The 13,149-nt window shown below is 69.2% G+C and carries 13 protein-coding genes and 1 tRNA gene; 8 read left to right on the plus strand and 6 right to left on the minus strand.

Features of this window, described 5'->3' with window-relative positions; genetic code table 11:
• Window positions 1–99: 99 nt before the first annotated feature.
• Window positions 100–1,461, plus strand: a complete 1,362-nt coding sequence (locus ACQP1V_RS03825) for a hypothetical protein (RefSeq protein WP_433418835.1) — start codon at window positions 100–102, stop codon at window positions 1,459–1,461.
• 383 nt (window positions 1,462–1,844) lie between these two features.
• Here ACQP1V_RS03825 and ACQP1V_RS03830 read toward each other — a convergent pair.
• Window positions 1,845–1,918 (minus strand) — tRNA-Pro (locus tag ACQP1V_RS03830).
• An 82-nt stretch (window positions 1,919–2,000) separates the two neighbouring features.
• Window positions 2,001–2,903, minus strand: coding sequence for a metallophosphoesterase (locus tag ACQP1V_RS03835; RefSeq protein WP_433418836.1), 903 nt, complete (start codon window positions 2,901–2,903; stop codon window positions 2,001–2,003).
• 81 nt (window positions 2,904–2,984) lie between these two features.
• Here ACQP1V_RS03835 and ACQP1V_RS03840 point away from each other — a divergent pair, with 81 nt between their 5' ends.
• On the plus strand, window positions 2,985–3,440 hold the full coding sequence (locus ACQP1V_RS03840) for a GatB/YqeY domain-containing protein (protein WP_433418837.1): 456 nt from the start codon (window positions 2,985–2,987) through the stop codon (window positions 3,438–3,440).
• 181 nt (window positions 3,441–3,621) lie between these two features.
• On the opposite strand, the gene ACQP1V_RS03845 is transcribed toward ACQP1V_RS03840, so the two are convergent.
• Window positions 3,622–5,865, minus strand: a complete 2,244-nt coding sequence (locus ACQP1V_RS03845; protein WP_433418839.1) for a transglycosylase domain-containing protein — start codon at window positions 5,863–5,865, stop codon at window positions 3,622–3,624.
• A gap of 258 nt (window positions 5,866–6,123) precedes the next feature.
• Between ACQP1V_RS03845 and ACQP1V_RS03850 the strand changes: the two genes are divergently transcribed.
• Window positions 6,124–6,420: a WhiB family transcriptional regulator gene (locus ACQP1V_RS03850; RefSeq protein WP_061253934.1), complete on the plus strand. Its 297-nt coding sequence runs from the start codon at window positions 6,124–6,126 to the stop codon at window positions 6,418–6,420.
• A 32-nt stretch (window positions 6,421–6,452) separates the two neighbouring features.
• Here the strand turns inward: ACQP1V_RS03850 and ACQP1V_RS03855 are convergent, their stop codons facing one another.
• The gene (locus tag ACQP1V_RS03855; RefSeq protein ID WP_433418841.1) at window positions 6,453–7,655 is read right to left on the minus strand and encodes an ArsA family ATPase; all 1,203 of its coding nucleotides are present in this window, start codon (window positions 7,653–7,655) and stop codon (window positions 6,453–6,455) included.
• Between the two features lie 73 nt (window positions 7,656–7,728).
• Window positions 7,729–8,733: an ArsA-related P-loop ATPase gene (locus tag ACQP1V_RS03860; protein WP_067136535.1), complete on the minus strand. Its 1,005-nt coding sequence runs from the start codon at window positions 8,731–8,733 to the stop codon at window positions 7,729–7,731.
• Window positions 8,734–8,966: 233 nt separating this feature from the next.
• Here ACQP1V_RS03860 and ACQP1V_RS03865 point away from each other — a divergent pair, with 233 nt between their 5' ends.
• The 5 genes from ACQP1V_RS03865 to ACQP1V_RS03885 all read left to right on the plus strand — a co-directional run bounded on the left by ACQP1V_RS03865 (window position 8,967) and on the right by ACQP1V_RS03885 (window position 12,429).
• Window positions 8,967–9,899: a slipin family protein gene (locus ACQP1V_RS03865; protein ID WP_433418843.1), complete on the plus strand. Its 933-nt coding sequence runs from the start codon at window positions 8,967–8,969 to the stop codon at window positions 9,897–9,899.
• Window positions 9,900–9,955: 56 nt separating this feature from the next.
• Complete coding sequence (locus ACQP1V_RS03870; protein WP_157529890.1) at window positions 9,956–10,108, plus strand: DUF4177 domain-containing protein; 153 nt, start codon at window positions 9,956–9,958, stop codon at window positions 10,106–10,108.
• The gene (locus ACQP1V_RS03875) at window positions 10,108–10,569 is read left to right on the plus strand and encodes a RidA family protein (protein ID WP_433418845.1); all 462 of its coding nucleotides are present in this window, start codon (window positions 10,108–10,110) and stop codon (window positions 10,567–10,569) included. Before ACQP1V_RS03870 ends, ACQP1V_RS03875 begins: the two co-directional genes overlap by 1 nt.
• Before the next feature lie 187 nt (window positions 10,570–10,756).
• On the plus strand, window positions 10,757–11,605 hold the full coding sequence (locus tag ACQP1V_RS03880) for an NUDIX hydrolase (RefSeq protein WP_433418847.1): 849 nt from the start codon (window positions 10,757–10,759) through the stop codon (window positions 11,603–11,605).
• Window positions 11,602–12,429 (plus strand): MBL fold metallo-hydrolase, encoded by an 828-nt coding sequence (locus ACQP1V_RS03885; protein ID WP_433418848.1) that lies wholly within the window; start codon window positions 11,602–11,604, stop codon window positions 12,427–12,429. The genes ACQP1V_RS03880 and ACQP1V_RS03885 overlap by 4 nt, the downstream gene beginning before the upstream one ends.
• Here the strand turns inward: ACQP1V_RS03885 and ACQP1V_RS03890 are convergent.
• Window positions 12,426–13,106 carry a Crp/Fnr family transcriptional regulator gene (locus ACQP1V_RS03890; RefSeq protein ID WP_066950431.1) on the minus strand — a complete coding sequence of 227 codons (681 nt, stop codon included), beginning with the start codon at window positions 13,104–13,106 and terminating at the stop codon, window positions 12,426–12,428. The two genes, ACQP1V_RS03885 and ACQP1V_RS03890, sit on opposite strands and share 4 nt — an antisense overlap.
• Window positions 13,107–13,149: the final 43 nt, after the last annotated feature.

Consider the following 13,149-nt stretch of genomic DNA (forward strand, 5'->3'; position numbering starts at 1 on the left):
ACCCGGTGACGTTCGTGGTCACCGCAGTGGGCGGCTTGGACATCGGATGCGCAGTGGTGTGATTACCACGCGCTGATACGCACGTCGTACGGTTCTTCCATGCCCGACATGAGCAGCAGGAGAGGCAGCCGCTCGCGTGCTCAGCGGAGCTACGAAACTGCCCGGTGGCAGGACGAGGGGCCACTGGTCCTCGGCTCGAGCAAGGAGTTCATCAGGAGGGCCGCGGAGAAGGCCACTAGCCGTCAAGGTGTTCTCAAGCACGTGTCCGGGAATCGGCAGCGCTTCTACGCCGAGGCCGTACACATGAACCAGATGAACGGGACGCCCGGCATCCTGCCGGTATGGGACATCGACGACGCCGAGCCGGGGAAACCCACCTGGTACGCCATGCCTCGCGCCCAGCTCTTGCAGGATGGCCTGGGCGACGACGCGACACTGCGAGACGTTGTCAGCCACGTCGCCTTCCTCGCTGGTGTCCTCGCCGACCTCGCGGAACAGGGGACCTATCACCGCGACATCAAGCCGGGCAACCTCTTCTGGTGGAATGATGGCCCGGTCCTGGCCGACTTCGGCATCGCGGCGTGGAACGCCGGCGTTCCACGAACCCGCTTAGCTCACCCGGTGGGCCTAACCCGACCGGGGCAGAAGCTGGGCCCGGCGAACTTCATTGCCCCTGAGATGCGCAACGGCTCCCCCGCCGATCGAGGCGAACGCGCTGACGTCTACTCCTTGGCCAAGACCCTCTTCGTCCTCGCCCTTCCGCAGCGAGGCCCCTACCCGCCCGACGGCACTCACCGCGCGGACGCCGAGGAGTTCTCCCTGTGGGAGACCGGAGGGAGTGGGAAGTCTCTCCCTGCGCTGCGCCATATTCTCGAAGCCGCCACGGAGTTCGCCGTGCGCCAGCGGCTCTCCATGGCCGACTTTCGGGACGAACTCCATGCCTGGCTCAGCCGGTACTCCAGGATGGAGTTCCGCCGACGGGGGGACCGGTTTCGGTTCCGGTTCGGATGGGAGGGGCTCCACGGGATCTCAGAGCGCCATCGCCGGGACCACGAGGAGACACGATCGATGATGGTGTCCTGTATGGGGCAGATCGCCGAAGCCCTGGCCGGACACTATGAAGCGTGGACCGAGGGTTGGGACCGCGACGCGGACGAGGTGACGCTTGGGGACTACGGCTGGGAGCCCAACGGGGAGGACGGCTTCGTTCCGGAGAACGGGACCATCTGGATGGCCACCGCTACCTCCGGGGGACGCCGGATCGTCCTGGAAGCCGTCCTGGACCACGATGTCTGCTTCATCGCCGAATCCCAAGTCGGGGGCCCGCCGTGGAGACTGGAGCGGCAGTGGGGCCCCACCCCCTGGGGGCGGCCGAGGCTGCAGCGGACCGCCGACCGGGTTGAGCAGCTCGCCGAAGACGTCGTTTCGTGGCTTGCCGAGGCGGCTGCAAACAGCCAGTAAGCAGGCTGAAGGCTTGTTGAGACCCTGTTTGGTGCGGGGGACGGGCCCGACCGGGGCGAACCGTACCAGGATGTCCGCCAGTCCAGCTGATTGGGCAAGACCTGGAAGTGCTCGGCTGAGGGCGGGATTCGTCGGCATTCTCGACGATGAGGCGTGTTAGAAGGGCACCCTGGCTATCTCGTCGACGCAGTAACTACGCCCTCAGTTTGAACGACCATCAAAGTTCGGGGCCCACGCTGTCGTGATCAAGGTGCCCAGGAAAACTCGTTTGAACCTGTCGGTGCCCTCTGGCGGCGTTCAGACTGACGGTCAAATGACGGTCAAACGATCAAGGGCCTGACCGCTGTCTCCAGCGATCAGGCCCTTGACCTGCATCTATCGGGTCGGGGTGGCGGGATTTGAACCCACGGCCTCTTCGTCCCGAACGAAGCGCGCTGCCAAGCTGCGCTACACCCCGGTGCCTGCAGAGCTTGCGCCCTGCTTGCCTCGGAAAGTCTAGCGGACTTTGGTCGTGCTTGTGTCATCCGCTGATCCGGTGATCAGGAAGTGGTCCGCCGGGGGACGAGCGTGAGGAGCGTCGCCTCCGGCGGGCAGGCGAACCGGACCGGTGCGTACGGCGAGGTGCCGAGGCCGGCGGACACGTGCAGCCACGCGGCCTCGTGCCGGCTCAGGCCCTTCACCCGGGCCCGGTCGATGCCGCAGTTCGTCACCAGGGCGCCGTAGAAGGGGATGCAGAGCTGGCCGCCGTGGGTGTGGCCGGCGAGCAGGAGCTGGTAGCCGTCGGCGGCGAACCGCGACATGTTGCGCGGTTCGGGGGAGTGCATGACGCCCAGCCGAAGGTCGGCGTCGTCGGGGGCGGGACCGGAGATCAGGTCGTACCGGTCGCGGTCGATGTGCGAGTCGTGGATGCCGCCGACGTGCACGTCCAGATCGCCCACCTTGAGGCGCGCGGTCGTGTTGTTCACGTCCAGCCATCCGGCCGCGGTCATCGCGGCCCCCAGCTCGTCCCAGGGGAGGTTCGGGATGGTCTGCCGGGCATCGTTCTTGGACGTACGCCAGAGGTACCTGGCGGGGTTCTTGGGGCGCGGCGCGTAAAGGTCGTTGGACCCGTACACGAACATGCCGGGCCGGTCGAGCAGGGGCTCGACGGCGCGCATGTAGGCCGGGACCGCGTCGGGGTGGGCGAGGGTGTCGCCGGTGTTCACCACCAGGTCGGGCTGGAGGGACGCGAGTGAGCGCACCCAGTCGATCAGCCGGGACCGCCGCGGGGTGAGGTGCAGGTCGGAGATCTGCAGGATCCGGACCGGCCGTTGCCCTGGAGCGAGTACGGGGACGTCGAAGCGCCGTAGCCGGAACCAGTTGCGTTCCAGGACGGACGCGTAGCCGAGACCCGCCACGCCGAGGCCGAGTAGGGACAAGGGCACCGTGACAGCTTTCCTCACAGTGCCATCATGCCCGACCCGGGCCACGGCTCAGGGATATCGAGGCGAGAACCGATCCGCCGAGGCGGCAAGATGGACCCCATGAGTGCGTTGAAGGACAAGCTGAAGGCCGATCTCTCGGCTTCGATGAAGGCCCGCGACGAGGTACGCCTCCGGACCATCCGCATGGCCCTGGCCGCCGTCAACGTCGAGGAGGTGGCGGGCAAGGAGGCTCGCGAGCTCTCGGATGAGGAGATCCTCAAGGTTCTCACCCGCGAGGCGAAGAAGCGTCGCGAGGCGTCCGAGGCCTTCGCGAACGCCGGACGGGCCGCCCAGGCGCAGGCCGAGCTGGACGAGCAGGCCGTTCTTGAGGAGTACCTGCCCGCGCAGCTTTCCGACGACGAGCTGAACCGCCTGGTGGACGAGGCGATCGCGGAGAGCGGCGCCGAGGGGCCCAAGGCGATGGGGCAGGTCATGAAGGTCCTCAACCCGAAGATCGCGGGTCGTGCCGAGGGTGGCCGCGTCGCCCAGGCGGTACGCGCCCGTCTCGCCGGCTGATCCGGCCGCCCGCCGAAGCACCCGTGCTCGGAGCGCGAAGCGAGCCAGGAGCGGGCTGAGGCCGCCCGCTGGCCCGGCCCGCTGACTCAAGCCATCCAAACCGGGATGTAGGGGCCGTAGACGCGTCGCGGGCCGGCGGTGACGACCGCCGGCCCGCGAACCACCGCCTCAGGCGGCCGGGTCAGTTGCCGAGGATGAGCGGGTCGTCGCCGCCGTTGTCCCAGCGGCCGAACCCGCCTCGGCCGTTGCCACGATCTCCACCGTTGCCGCGGTCTCGGCCGTTGCCACGGTCGCCACGGTCGCCGCCGTGATCGTCACGCTCCGGGCGGCGCGGCGCGCACTGGCTGGTGCACCCGCCGAACCGCGACATATCGGGCGAGGTGAACGACGAGGCCGAGACGCCCTTGAGCGCCCCCAGCATGGTGTCCTTCCAGATCGGCCCCGGAATGGTGGCGCCGAACACCGAGCCGTAGGCACGCCCGCCCATGACCTGGCCGCCCAGCGGGTAGCGGACCGGGCCGCGGGGGTCGCCGAGGCTGACCGCTCCGGCGAGGTCCGGGGTGTATCCGGCGAACCAGACGGTGCGCGACTGGTCGCCGGTACCGGTCTTGCCGGCCGCGTCGCGGCCGATGCCGCCGACGCCGCGCATGGTGCCGTTGGTGAACACACCCTTCAGGATGTAGCTGGTCGCGTCGGCGATCTCCGGCTCCACGGCCTGCTTGCAGTCCGGCTTGAACGCGGTGGCCTTGCCGAACCGGTCGACGATCTCGGTGATCGCCATCGGTGCGCAGGACTTGCCGCGCGCGCCGAGCGTCGCGTACGCGGACGCCACGGTCACCGGGTCCATCTCGTTGAAGCCGAGGGTGAAGGTCTGGAACTCGCGCAGCTTCTGGCCGTCGGCCCGCTTGATGCCGAAGTCCTTGGCCGTCTTGACGACGTCGCAGAGGCCGACCTTCCGCTCCAGCGTCATGAAGAAGGTGTTGACGGAGCCCCAGGTGCCGGTCTTCAGCGTCTCGAACCCGCCGTTGCCGCCCTCGGAGTTGTGCTGGACGGCGCTCGGGTCGCCGACGTTCTCACCCTTGCAGTTCTTGAAGTCGGAGTACCCGTTGGCCTGGAACGTGCCGCCGACGCTGAAACCGTCATCGATCTTCATGCCCTCCTTGAGGGCGGTGACCAGGGTGAACATCTTGAACGTCGAACCGGCCTGGAAGCCGGTGCCGCCGCCGTGCAGGGCGTCGGCGACCACGTTGAACGACATCTCGTTCTTCTTGGGGTTGGTGCCGAACTTCCGGCTCGCCGCCATCGCCCGGATCGCGCCGGTGCCCGGCTCGATGAGCGCCTCGGACGCCACCGGCTTGTCGGACGCGTGGACGTACTTCTTGATCGCCTTCTCGGCAGCCTTCTGCATGTCGCGGTTGAGCGTCGTCTTGATCGTCAGGCCGCCCCGGTTCAGGAACTCCCGCCGGGCCTTCTCGGTCTTGCCGAACTGCTTGTCGTGCAGGATCTCGTTCTGCACGTACAGGCAGAAGTACGGGAACTCGCTCTCCTCGCACCCGCCGGGGATGGGCTTGTCCTTGAAGCCGAGCTTCTTGGACTTGGCCTTGGTGGCCTCAGCCTGGGTGATGATCTTCAGCTCGGCCATGCGGTCGAGCACGGTGTTGCGCCGCAAGACGAGGCGGTCGCGGTATGCCTTGCCCAGGTTCGGGTCGGTGTTGTTCGGATTCTGCACGGCTCCGGCCAGCGTGGCGGCCTGCACAAGGTCGAGTTCGGAGGCGTGCTTTCCGAAGAACCGCTTGGAGGCCGCCTCGATCCCGTAAGATCCGGCACCGAAGTACGCGATGTTGAGATACCTGTTGAGGATCTCGTCCTTCGTGTACTTCTTCTCGATGGCCATCGCGTAGCGGATCTCGTTGAGCTTGCGCGAGAACGTCGGCGCGAGCGCCGCGGCCTTGTCCGCGTCGGTCTCGGCCCTGTTGAAGATGACCTGCTTGACGTACTGCTGAGTGATCGAGGAGCCGCCCTGCGTGACGCCCCCCGTGGTGAGGTTCTTGACGAGGGCACGGCTCGTGCCCTCAAGATCGAGCGCCCCATGCTCGTAGAAGCGGAAGTCCTCGATGGCGACGATGGCCTTCCGCATAATCGGTGCGATCTTGTCCAGCGGGACGGATTCGCGGTTCTGGAAATAGAACTGCGCGATCTGCTTGCCGCCCGCGTCGAGCAGAGTGGTCTTCTCGGGAAGCGGAGGTTCGTCGAGTTCCTCCGGCCCGATGTTCAGCTCTTCCTTGACGGATTTCACCGTGATGCCCGCACCGCCGACAGCCGGTAGCGCGATGGCCGCCGCCAGCACCCCCGCCGCGCCCGCGGCGACGAACAGCCGCAGGACGGTACCGAGCGCCGTTGCCTGAGCTTTGCCTTTAGCTTGCACGTTACCAAGGGTACGCGTGTTGCGGCACTCGCTCGATACCGGAGGTGCCGACTTTACTGTCGGCCCTGACCGGCAGGACTAGTCATTCCCGGCCACATGGCCTGACATGACCATCCGGGAAATTGGTCCGCCCGGGTCTGTCGAACAGATCGTCATGTTGCGTACGTTCTCCTCTGCGGCAATGCAACCAGGAGGCTCGACGCCCGCGCCCGTCGGCCGAAATGACGACTGACCACCTTAAGGGGAGTGGGGTCGAACATGTGGATCACGGATTGGACCTCCCGTGCCGCCTGTCGAGGTGCGGATCCTGACGCGCTCTTCGTGCAGGGGGCCGCGCAGAACCGGGCGAAGCTGATCTGCCGGGGATGCCCGGTCCGTACCGAATGCCTCGCCGATGCGCTGGACAACCGCATCGAGTTCGGGGTGTGGGGCGGCATGACAGAGCGGGAACGCCGCGCGCTGCTGAGGCGCCGGCCCGATGTGAACTCCTGGCGCGACTTGCTGGAGTCGGCCAAGGAAGAGTACGAGCGGACCAACGAGCTCATCGCGGGATAAGCCGAGGGTCCGCCCCCTCCCTCCTCACTCGCTCATGAGGCGAGGAGCTCTCCGATCTCGCGCAGCCCGTCCAGGTCGTGGACGTCCTCGGCCATCGCCGGGACGTGGGCGATCGGCACGGTCGGGTGCGCCGACGTGAAGTGTTCCTGCTCACGCTGCTCGCGGGCGGCGAGCTGCATCCGTCCCGCGTGCAGGCGCAGGACGGCGGCGGCCAGATCGTGCTCGCCACGGGACTCCAGATCCTCCGCCGCCGCGGTGCTCCGGGCGGCGGAGAGGGCGGCAGCGGGCGAGCGGTGCATCCGGTTGATCACGAGCCCGGCCAGGGGCATCCGCTCCTCGGCCAGCCGCTCGACGAAGTAGGACGCTTCGCGGATCGCGTCACGCTCCGGCGTGGCGACGATCACGAAGGCCGTCCCCGGCGCCTGGAGCAGCTTGTACGTCTGATCCGCGCGCTGCCGGAAGCCGCCGAACACCGCGTCGAGGGCCGAGACGAACATCTGGAGGTCCTTGAGCACCTGGGCGCCCAGCACCTTGGTCAGTGCGCCGGCGACGATGCCGAAACCGGCGTTGAGCAGCTTGAAGGCGCTCCTGCCGCCGGCCTTGGCCGGGGCCATGAGGATGCGGATCAGCCGCCCGTCGAGGAACCGGCCGAGCCGTTCCGGCGCGTCGAGGAAGTCGAGCGCGGACCGGGACGGGGGCGTGTCGACGATGATCAGGTCCCAGTCGCCGGAGCGGCGGAGCTGCCCCAGCTTCTCCATCGCCATGTACTCCTGCGTGCCGGAGAAGCTCGACGACAACGACTGGTAAAAGGGATTTGTCAGGATCTGACGGGCGCGCTCGGGGTCGGCGTGCGCTTCGATGATCTCGTCGAAGGTCCGCTTCATGTCGAGCATCATGGCGTGCAGCTCGCCCCGGGAGCCGTCCGGCGAGCCACCCCGGGAGCCCGTGGCAGCCTGGGAGCCGTCGTGACCGCCCTTGGCGCCGTCCGGGGAGCGGACGCCCTTGACCAGGCGGGGGATGTTGTCCAGCTCGGTCAGCCCCATGGCCTGGGCCAGCCGCTTCGCCGGGTCGACGGTCAGCACGACCACCGACCGGCCCCGCTCGGCCGCGCGCAGCCCGAGGGCCGCGGCCGTGGTCGTCTTGCCCACGCCGCCGGAGCCGCAGCACACGACGATGCGCGTGTTCTCGTCGTCGAGGATCGCGTCGATGTCCAGAGCGGGCGCCGTCTTGGTCACAACTCAGCCTTTCCACGTCGGGGCGCGCCGGGCCGGGGCCGACCGGCGGCCGCTCGTGCCGTACGGGGGCGGGTCATGCCGCGCCCTGCGCGCGGATGGCCTCCGCGAGCTCGTACAGCCCGGCCAGGTCGGCGCCGTCGGCGAGCAGCGGCAGCTCGTAGCGCGGCGTGCCCGCCTTGGCCAGGGTGGCCCGTTCCCGCTTCTCCAGGCGGGTCCGGTGGGCGTGGTCGACGACCTCCTGGGCGAGGGCCTGGGCGATCGCCGTCGCGTCGTCGGAACCTCCGGCGAGACCGGCCGCCTTGAGCCCCAGCGCGAGCTCGGCGTGGTCGAGCCGGTTCTTCACCGCCGCGTCCAGCACGTCCTTCGGCAGGTCGACCGGGCGGACCATGTTGATGAAGATGCCGCCGACCGGCAGCCCGGCCTCGTGCAGCTCGGCAATGCCGTCCAGCGTCTCCTGGACCGGCATCTCCTCCAGCAGCGAGACGAAGTGCACCGCCGTCTCGGGCGAGGCGACGACCCCGCGCACCAGGTCGGCGTGGTTCTTGACGGGGCCGACGCGGGCGAGCCCGGCGACCTCCTGGGTGACGTTGAGGAACCGGGTGATCCGTCCGGTCGGCGGCGCGTCCATCACCACCGCGTCGTAGACGCGTCGGCCGGACCCGTCGCGACGGCGTACGGCCTCGCTGGTCTTGCCGGTGACGAGGACGTCGCGCAGGCCGGGGGCGATGGTGGTGGCGAAGTCGACGACGCCCATCCGGGTGAGCGCCTTGCCCATCCGCTTGAGGCCGTAGAACATCTCGAGGTAGTCGAGCATGGCCGCTTCGGGGTCGATCGCCAGGGCGTACACGTCGCCGCCACCGGGCGCGACGGCGATCTTGCGCTCCTCGTACGGCAGCGGCGGCAGGTCGAAGATCTGGGCGATGCCCTGCCTGCCCTCGATCTCGACGAGCAGCACCTTGCGGCCGCCCGCCGCGAGGGCCAGGGCCAGGGCGGCGGCGACGGTGGTCTTGCCCGTGCCGCCCTTTCCGGTGACGACGTGCAGGCGCACGCCGTCCCAATCGGTGTCCCGAGAGCTCACGGCTCCTCCTCGCCAGGGGGCGTGGAAATGGCGTCGGAGACGCCGCCGCGCCGGGTTGTTCGCTCGCTCCGCTCGCTCACGGGTTGAAGGCTACCCAAAGGTCACATGTCGATTTCGCGGAGGCCGTCCCTTGTGAACCCTTGCGATACGACGTGTGCGTCGATTGGCTTGGGGGCGGACGTCATGGCTTTTACACAATGGTGTGGAAAGGGGTAGCGAGCGTGGAGTCGGTCGTGTTCGCGCTTGTTCTGTTATTGGCGATCTTCGTGCTGGTCGTGCTGGCACGCAGTATCCGGGTCGTGCAGCAATTCGAGACCGGCATCGTCTTCCGCCTCGGGCGCATCCAGTCGAACGTCCGAGGGCCGGGGGTTCACCTGGTCGCTCCGGTGATCGATCGGTTGCAGAAGGTCAACATGCAGATCGTGACGATGGGCATCCCCGCCCAGGAGGGGATCACCCGTGACAACGTCTCGGTCCGGGTGGACGCCGTCGTCTACTTCCGGGTCATCGACCCGATCAAGGCCGTCGTCAACGTGCAGAACTATCTCTTCGCGGTGTCGCAGGTCGCCCAGACCTCGCTGCGGTCGGTCATCGGCCAGTCGGAGCTGGACCAGCTCCTGTCCGACCGCGACGAGCTGAACTCCCGGCTCAAGAGTGTGATCGACGAGCCGACCGAGGGGCCCTGGGGCGTCAGGATCGAGCGGGTCGAGATCAAGGACGTGGCGCTCCCCGAGGGCATGAAGCGGTCGATGTCCCGCCAGGCCGAGGCCGAGCGTGAGCGCCGCGCCCGCATCATCACCGCCGACGGCGAGTTCCAGGCGTCCAAGCGGCTGGCCGCCGCCGCCAGGGAGATGTCGTCCGACCCGGCCGCCCTGCAGCTGCGCCTGCTGCAGACCGTGGTGGAGGTCGCCGCGGAGAAGAACAGCACCCTCGTCATGCCGCTGCCCGTCGAGATGCTGCGCTTCTTCGACCGGATGGCTCCGGACGCGCCCAAGTCCGGCGCGGCGCCGGAGGAGCCCGAGCCGACGGAGGGCGTCGTCGAGGAGGTGCCCGCGATCGAGCCCCAGACCGTCGTTCCCGGCCTGTCCGGCCTTCCCGGTACGGCGGATGGGGTGGACCGCGCTCCGACCGTCCAGAGTCCAGTCTGGGACCGCGACACCCACTGACTCGTGGGCGATCGGCCCCCCGGGCGCGGCGGATGAACCGTCGCTAACCTGGCCCCATGACCAAGTGGGAATACGTCACCGTGCCGTTGCTGACGCACGCGACGAAACAGATTCTGGACAACTGGGGAGAGGATGGCTGGGAGCTGGTCTCCGTCATCCCGGGTCCGAACCCTGAGCAGCTTGTCGCCTACATGAAGCGGGAGAAGTGATGACCAACCCTGAGAAGCGCATCGCCGATCTGGGTCTGACCCTGCCCGAGGTGGTGGCTCCGCTCGCCGCCTACGTGCCGGTCGTACGCACCGGTGACTACGTCTACACCTCCGGCCAGCTTCCGATGGTCGGCGGCAAGCTGGCCGTCACCGGCAAGGTCGGGGCCGAGGTCTCCGCCGAGGAGGCCGCGGCGCAGGCGCGGATCTGCGCGCTGAACGCCCTGGCCGCGGTGAAGTCCGTGGTCGGCGACCTGTCGAAGGTCGTCCGGATCGTGAAGGTTGTCGCCTTCGTGGCGAGCGCTCCCGGCTTCACCGGCCAGCCGCAGGTGGCCAACGGCGCCAGCGAGCTGCTCGGGGAGATCCTCGGGGACGCCGGCAAGCACGCGCGCAGCGCCGTCGGCGTGGCGGTCCTCCCGATGGACGCCCCGGTTGAGGTCGAGCTGATCGCCGAGGTCCGCTGACCCTCCTCGTACGCGGTGTGATCACGCGCGGGGCGTCCGCCCGAGGGCGCGCTCCTCGCGTGATCGCCGCCGGGGCCGCGGTGCGGTCCGGCATCTCGCGAGCGGGACGTGACACCCTGCCGGATATACCCGGCATTTCCGTACGCGTCATGATGGGTCACCAGAGGCGCTACCGCGTGGAGGATGTATGGCGATCCCGCTTCCGGGAGAGATCGGGCAACGGGCGCGGGACGTCCTCGCGGGACGCGTCCCCGTGGTGCCCGCGAGGGACGCGGCCACCGTGGTGGTGCTCCGCGACAGCCCCCTTGAGGTCTATCTCCTGCGCAGGAAGGCGACGATGGCGTTCGCCGCGGGCGCGTACGTCTTTCCGGGCGGCTCGGTGGACCCCCGGGACGCCGACCACGCCGTCGCCTGGGCGGGCCCCTCGCCCCGCGAGTGGGGCGCGGTCTTCGGCGCGGACGAGCGGACCGCGCGCGGGCTGGTGTGCGCCGCCGTACGGGAGACCTTCGAGGAGTCCGGCGTGCTGCTGGCCGGGCCCAGCGCGACCACGATCGTGGCGGACACCACCGGCGACGACTGGGAGGCCGACCGCCTCGCCCTGATCGCCCATGAGCTCTCGTTCGCGGAGTTCCTCGACCGGCGGGGCCTCGTGCTGCGCTCCGACCTTCTGCGGCCATGGGCGCACTGGATCACGCCCGAGATCGAGACCAAGCGGTTCGACACCCGGTTCTTCGTGGCCGCGCTCCCGCCGGGTCAGCGTACGCGCGACGTCGGGGGAGAGGCGGACATGGTCGCCTGGATGCCGCCCGCCGCCGCCCTGGACCGGGCCGCGGCCGGGGAGATCATGCTCATGCCGCCGACATTCAGCACGTTGACCGAAATGCGCGAGTTTGGGGCGGTCGGCGATGTACTGCGCGCAGATCGCGTGATCACCACCATCCAGCCGTCGGCCGCCGAGGTGGACGGCGAGATGGTCCTGATCGTCCCCGATGCCGGTCGGCTCGCCGGGCAGGGCGACGGAGGCGGGGGCCGATGAGCGGCATCCGGATCCCGATAGAGGGCACCCCGGGCGCTTCGGGCGCTCGGGACGGCTCGGACATCGACGGCTCCGGTACGGCGCACGCCACCGCCCTGCTGGCCCCGAACCCCTCGCCGATGACGCTGGACGGCACGAACACCTGGGTCGTCGGGCGGGCGGAGACCGTGCTCGTGGTGGACCCGGGGCCGGACGACGACGGGCACCTGCGGCGGGTGGCCAGCCACCTCGACGGCCGCCGGGTGGCGGCCGTGCTGCTCACCCACGGTCACGACGATCACAGCGGCGGCGCGCTGCGGTTCGCCGAAATGGTGAACGCGCCGGTCCGGGCGCTCGATCCGCGCCACCGGCTGGGCGACGAGGGGCTGGGCGACGGCGACGTCATCGATCTCGACGGCCTGGAGGTCCGGGTGGTCGGGACCCCGGGGCACTCCTCCGACTCGCTCTGCTTCTGGCTGCCGGAGGACCGGGCGATGCTGACCGGCGACACGATCCTGGGCCGGGGGACGACGGTGATCGCGCCGGACGGAGACCTGGCCGACTACCTGCGCAGCCTGGACCGCCTGCGGGCGGGGGCCGAGATCCTCAACGCGGAGGCGCTGCTGCCCGGCCACGGCCCGGTCCTGGCCGACCCCGTGGGAGTCCTGGACGAGTACATCGCCCATCGGCGGCAGCGGCTGGACCAGATCCGCCAGGCCATCCGGGACGGGGCCAAGGACGCCCGGCAGATCGTCGAGATCGTCTACGCGGAGGTGGACCCGGCGCTGTGGCCCGCCGCCGAGATGTCGGTGGCGGCCCAGCTCGCGTACCTCAAGGCGCTCTAGCGGGAGCGGTTGTAGAGACGCTCCATGTCCAGGATCACCACGGCCTTGGCCTCGATGCGCAGCCATCCGCGCTGGGCGAAGTCGGCCAGCGCCTTGTTGACCGTCTCGCGGGAGGCGCCGACGAGCTGGGCCAGCTCCTCCTGGGTGAGATCGTGGTGGACCCGCAGGCCGTCCTCGGTCTTACGCCCGAAGCGGTCGGCGAGGTCGAGCAGCTGCTTGGCCACCCGTCCCGGCACGTCCGTGAAGACCAGGTCGGCCAGCACGTCGTTGGTACGGCGCAGCCGCTGCGCGAGGGCGCGCAGCAGGTGCAGGGCCACCTCGGGCCGGCCGGTCAGCCAGGGCCGCAGGTCGTCGTGGCCCAGCCCCGCCAGCCGCACGTCGGTCAGGGCGATGGCGGAAGCCGTACGGGGGCGGGGGTCGAACAGCGAGAGCTCGCCGAACATCTCGCCCGGGCCCAGCACGCTGAGCAGGTTCTCCCTGCCGTCGGGTGCGGTGCGGGCCAGTTTGATCTTTCCTTCCAGCACCACGTAGAGCCGGTCGCCAGTCTGGTTCTCACTGAACAGGGTCTGTCCCTTGGACAACTCGACCTCGGTGACGCTGGTCCGCAGTGCCGCGGCGCCCTCACGGTCGAGCGCGGAGAACAGCGGCGCCTTGCTCAGTACGTCTTCGGTGCTCACGGTGCCTCCTTGCAATGGTCGCGCTCGGTCGTTGGCGCCGTGC

The organism is Microtetraspora malaysiensis (assembly GCF_050947145.1).
GTDB classification, from domain to species: domain Bacteria; phylum Actinomycetota; class Actinomycetes; order Streptosporangiales; family Streptosporangiaceae; genus Microtetraspora_A; species Microtetraspora_A malaysiensis.